Here is a 5,551-nt window from a genome sequence, read left to right as displayed (position 1 = left end):
GGGCCTTTACGATCCGCGCAACGAGCACGACGCTTGCGGCGTCGGGTTCATCGTCAACATGAAGGGCGTGAAATCGCACCAGATCGTCAAGGACGGCCTTGCCGTGCTGGAGAACCTGACGCATCGCGGCGCCGTCGGCGCCGACCCGCTCGTGGGCGATGGCGCCGGCGTGCTGGTGCAGCTTCCCGACCGCTTCTTCCGCGAGGAGATGGCGGCCCAGGGCATCGAACTGCCGCCGGCGGGCCAGTACGGTGTCGGACACTGGTTCATGCCGCAAGACGCGGCGCTGCGCGCCCATATCGAGGATATCATCATCGAATCGGCGCAGTCCGAGGGGCTGCCGCTGCTAGGCTTCCGTGACGTGCCCGTTGACAATTCGTCGCTGTCGAAGGCGCCGGATATCGTGGCGTCCGAGCCGTTTCATCGGCAGGTCTTCATCGGCCGCACGCCCGACATCACCGATGACGAGGAGTACGAGGCCAGACTCTATCTGCTGCGCAAGGTGATATCGGGCCGCATCTACGCCGAAAACGACAACAAGGACATCGGCGCCTATTGCGTGTCGCTGTCGGCGCGCACCCTCGTCTACAAGGGCATGTTCCTGGCCTATCAGGTCGGGGCCTACTACAGGGACCTCAGCGATCCGCGCTTCGAGACCGCGCTGATCCTCGTCCACCAGCGTTTCTCGACCAACACCTTCCCGTCGTGGAAGCTGGCGCATCCCTACCGCATGGTCGCGCACAATGGCGAGATCAACACGGTGCGCGGCAACAACAACTGGATGGCGGCCCGCCAGGCCTCGGTCGATTCCGAACTGTTCGGCAACAACATTTCGAAGCTCTGGCCGATCTCCTATGAAGGCCAGTCGGACACGGCGTGCTTCGACAATGCGCTCGAATTCCTGTTCCAGGGCGGGTACAGCCTCAGCCACGCCATGATGATGCTGATCCCGGAAGCCTGGGCCGGCAACAAGCTCATGGACGCCGACCGCAAGGCCTTCTACGAGTACCACGCGGCACTTATGGAGCCGTGGGACGGGCCGGCGGCGGTCGTGTTCACCGATGGCCGCCAGATTGGCGCCACGCTCGACCGCAACGGTCTGCGCCCGGCGCGCTACATCGTCACCGACGACGACCGCGTCATCATGGCGTCCGAGGCCGGCGTGCTGCCGGTGCCTGAGGAAAGGATCGTCCAGAAGTGGCGGCTGCAGCCCGGCCGCATGCTGCTGATCGACCTCGCCAAGGGCCGCATCGTTTCCGACGAGGAGATCAAATCGGAGATCGCGACCAGGCATCCCTACAAGAACTGGCTCGCCAACACGCAGCTCATCCTGGAAGACCTGAAGCCGGTCGAGCCGCGCGCGCTGCGCAAGGATGTCAGCCTGCTCGATCGCCAGCAGGCATTCGGCTACAGCCAGGAAGACACCAAGCTTTTGATGGCGCCGATGGCCACAACCGGCCAGGAAGCGGTCGGCTCGATGGGCACCGACACGCCGATCTCGGCGATGTCGGACAAGTCGAAGCTTCTCTACACCTATTTCAAGCAGAACTTCGCCCAGGTCACCAACCCGCCGATCGACCCGATCCGCGAGGAACTGGTGATGAGCCTGGTGTCGTTCATCGGACCGCGGCCGAACATCTTCGACCTTGTCGGCAATTCGCGCCGCAAGCGGCTCGAGGTGCGCCAGCCGATCCTGACCAATGGCGATCTCGAGAAGATCCGCTCGATCGGCCACACCGAGGACCGTTTCGACACCAAGACGATCGACATCACCTACGGTGCGAACGAGAATGCCGCTGGCATGCAGGGCGCCATCGACCGGCTCTGCGAGCGCGCCGAAGCGGCGGTCGCCGGCGGCTACAACATCATCATCCTGTCCGATCGCCAGCTCGGGCCGGACCGCATCGCCATTCCGGCGCTGCTCGCAACGGCAGCGGTGCATCACCACCTGATCCGCAAGGGATTGCGCACCTCGGTCGGCCTGGTCGTCGAATCCGGCGAACCGCGCGAGGTGCATCATTTCTGCTGCCTCGCCGGCTACGGCGCCGAAGCGATCAATCCGTACCTCGCCTTCGACACGCTGCTCGACATGCACAAGCGCGGCGAACTGCCGGAGGAGGTCGACGCTTACGAAGTGGTTTCGCGCTACATCAAGTCGATCGGCAAGGGCATCCTCAAGGTGATGTCCAAGATGGGCATCTCCACCTACCAGTCCTATTGCGGCGCGCAGATCTTCGACGCCATCGGGCTGAAGTCGGATTTCGTCGAGAAGTACTTCACCGGCACCGCGACGCTGATCGAGGGCGTCGGGCTGGACGAGATCGCGGCCGAGACGATCAGCCGCCACACCGACGGCTTCGGCAACGATCCGGTGCTGCGCAGCAGCCTGGAGGTCGGCGGCGAGTACATGTTCCGCATGCGCGGCGAGGCGCATATGTGGTCGCCGGACGCGGTCGCCACCCTGCAGCATGCGGTGCGCCAGGGGTCATGGGATACGTTCAAGGATTATTCCGCGCAGATCGACAGCGAGACGGCCCGCGCCCAGACCATCCGAGGCCTATTCAAGATCAGGCTCGCCGAGGAGACTGGACGCAAGAAGGTCGCGCTCGACGAGGTCATGCCGGCGGCGGAGATCGTCAAGCGCTTCTCGACCGGGGCGATGTCGTTCGGCTCGATCTCCAGGGAAGCGCACACGACGCTGGCGCGCGCCATGAACGCCATCGGCGGTAAGTCGAACACCGGCGAGGGCGGCGAAGAGGCCGACCGCTACCTGCCGCTGCCCGGCGGCGGCAGGAACCCGGAGCGTTCGGCGATCAAGCAGGTTGCATCAGGACGATTCGGCGTGACGGCGGAATATCTCGTCAACTCGGACGTCATGCAGATCAAGGTCGCGCAGGGCGCCAAGCCCGGCGAGGGCGGACAGCTGCCCGGACACAAGGTCGACGCGACCATCGCCAAGGTCAGGCATTCGACGCCCGGCGTCGGCCTGATCTCGCCGCCGCCGCACCACGACATCTATTCGATCGAGGATCTGGCGCAGCTCATCTACGACCTGAAGAACGTCAACCCGGCGGCCGACGTCTCGGTCAAGCTGGTGTCGGAGGTCGGCGTCGGCACGGTCGCGGCCGGCGTTGCCAAGGCGCGCGCCGACCACATCACCATCTCGGGCTATGACGGCGGCACCGGCGCTTCGCCGCTGACCTCGCTCAAGCATGCCGGCAGCCCGTGGGAAATGGGCCTCGCCGAGACGCATCAGACGCTGGTGCTCAACGGCCTCAGGTCGCGCGTGGCGCTGCAGGTCGACGGCGGCCTGCGCACCGGGCGCGACGTCATCATCGGCGCGCTGCTCGGCGCCGACGAGTTCGGCTTCTCGACCGCGCCGCTGATCGCGGCCGGCTGCATCATGATGCGCAAGTGCCACCTCAATACCTGCCCGGTCGGCGTGGCGACGCAGGACCCGGTGCTGCGCAAGCGCTTCAAGGGCACGCCCGAGCACGTCATCAACTTCTTCTTCTATGTGGCGGAAGAGGTGCGCGCGCTGCTCGCCGAAATGGGCTTCACCCATCTCGACCAGATCATCGGCGACACCGATCTTCTGGAGAAGCGCGACGTAATCCAGCACTGGAAGGCGCGCGGGCTCGATTTCGGCAAGATGTTCTTCAAGCCGGACGCGCCGCACGAGGCGGTGCACTGGACCGAGCGCCAGAAGCACCCGATCGACGACGTGCTCGACCGCAAGCTGATCGAGCTGGCCAAGCCGGCCCTGGAAGCCAAGCAGGCCGTCTCCATCGAGCTGCCGATCCGCAACGTCGACCGTTCGGCGGGCGCGATGCTGTCGGGCGAAGTGGCCAAGCGCTTCAAGCACAAGGGGCTGCGCGAGGACACGATCCAGGTGAAGCTTACCGGCACCGCCGGCCAATCCTTCGGCGCCTTCCTGGCGCGGGGCGTCTCGTTCGAGCTGGTCGGCGCCGGCAATGACTATGTCGGCAAGGGCCTGTCGGGCGGCCGTATCGTCATCCGCCCGCCGGAAGAGGCCAAGATCGTCGCGGCTGACTCCATCATCGTCGGCAATACGGTGCTTTACGGCGCCACCGAGGGCGAAGCCTATTTCGCCGGCGTCGCCGGCGAGCGCTTCGCGGTGCGCAATTCGGGCGTCGCGGCAGTAGTCGAAGGCGTCGGCGACCATGGCTGCGAATACATGACCGGCGGCATCGTCGTCGTGCTCGGCAAAACGGGGCGCAACTTCGCCGCCGGCATGTCGGGCGGCGTCGCCTATGTGCTCGACGAGAAGGGCGATTTCGCCGAACGCTGCAACATGGCGATGGTCGAGCTGGAGCCGGTGCCGGAAGAGGACGATCTGATGGAGAAGCTGCTCCATCACGGCGGCGACCTCGACCATAAGGGACGTGTCGACGTATCCGGCGACATGACCAGCCATGACGAGGAGCGGCTCTACCAGCTGATCTCGAACCACGTCCATTACACGGGGTCCGCGCGCGGCCGTGAAATCCTCGACAACTGGGCGGCGTTCCGGCCGAAATTCCGCAAGATCATGCCGGTCGAGTATCGCCGCGCGCTGATCGAGATGGAACGCATGCGCATGAGCGTGGCGGCCGAATAAGCATTGGACGGGCCGGAGAGATGGATCTCCGGCCGCCATCCTCACCAACAATCCTGACCCCGGACTGCGGTTGCCATGGCGGCCTTATGGGGTTAACGGGTGCGCCGACAAGTGCGTGCCTTCGGACAGCAGGGACTGGACTATGGGCAAGGTAACAGGGTTTCTTGAGATCGACCGGCAGGTGCACAAGTACCAGCCGGCCTCCGACCGCATCCGGCATTTCCGCGAATTCACGCTGCCGATGTCGGACAAGGAGGTCGAGAAGCAGGCCGCGCGCTGCATGGATTGCGGCATTCCGTTCTGCCACGGGCCGACCGGCTGCCCGATCCACAACCAGATCCCCGACTGGAACGACCTCGTCTACAATGGCGACTGGGACAATGCGATCCGCAACCTGCATTCGACGAACAACTTCCCGGAATTCACCGGCCGCATCTGCCCTGCGCCGTGCGAGGAAGCCTGCACGCTGAACCTCGAGGACATTCCGGTCGCCATCAAGACGGTCGAGCAGGCGATCGCCGACAAGGCCTACGAGACCGGCCATATCCGGCCCTATCCGCCGGAGAAGAAGACCGGCAAGCGCGTCGCCGTCATCGGCTCCGGCCCGGCCGGCATGGCGGCGGCCCAGCAGCTCGGCCGCGCCGGCCATGACGTGCACGTCTATGAGCGCGAGAGTCGTCCGGGCGGGCTGATGCGCTACGGCATCCCGGACTTCAAGATCGAGAAGCACTATATCGACCGCCGCATCGAGCAGATGCAGGGCGAGGGCGTGACCTTCCATTGCGGCGTCAACGTCGGCGTCGACAAGCCTGTCGCCGAACTGCTCGCCGAACATGACGCGGTGCTCTATTGCGGCGGCTCGGAAGCGCCGCGCGCCGCCAACATCCCGGGCGACGATCTCGGTGGCGTGCATGACGCCATGCCCTATCT

The 5,551-nt window shown here is 65.2% G+C and carries 2 protein-coding genes; both read left to right on the top strand.

Annotation, left to right across the window (positions count from 1 at the left end; genetic code table 11):
- Positions 1-4,621, top strand: a 4,621-nt coding sequence (gene gltB / locus EN742_RS22355) for a glutamate synthase large subunit (RefSeq protein ID WP_128333282.1), incomplete at its 5' end; no start/stop codon positions are given.
- Between the two features lie 142 nt (positions 4,622-4,763).
- Positions 4,764-5,551: glutamate synthase subunit beta (locus tag EN742_RS22350; RefSeq protein ID WP_148670193.1), on the top strand; the 788-nt coding region annotated here is incomplete at its 3' end.

Origin of the sequence: Mesorhizobium sp. M4A.F.Ca.ET.020.02.1.1, from assembly GCF_004022645.1 — a bacterium.
Classification (GTDB): domain Bacteria; phylum Pseudomonadota; class Alphaproteobacteria; order Rhizobiales; family Rhizobiaceae; genus Mesorhizobium.
This window is presented reverse-complemented; position numbering and strand designations above follow the sequence as displayed.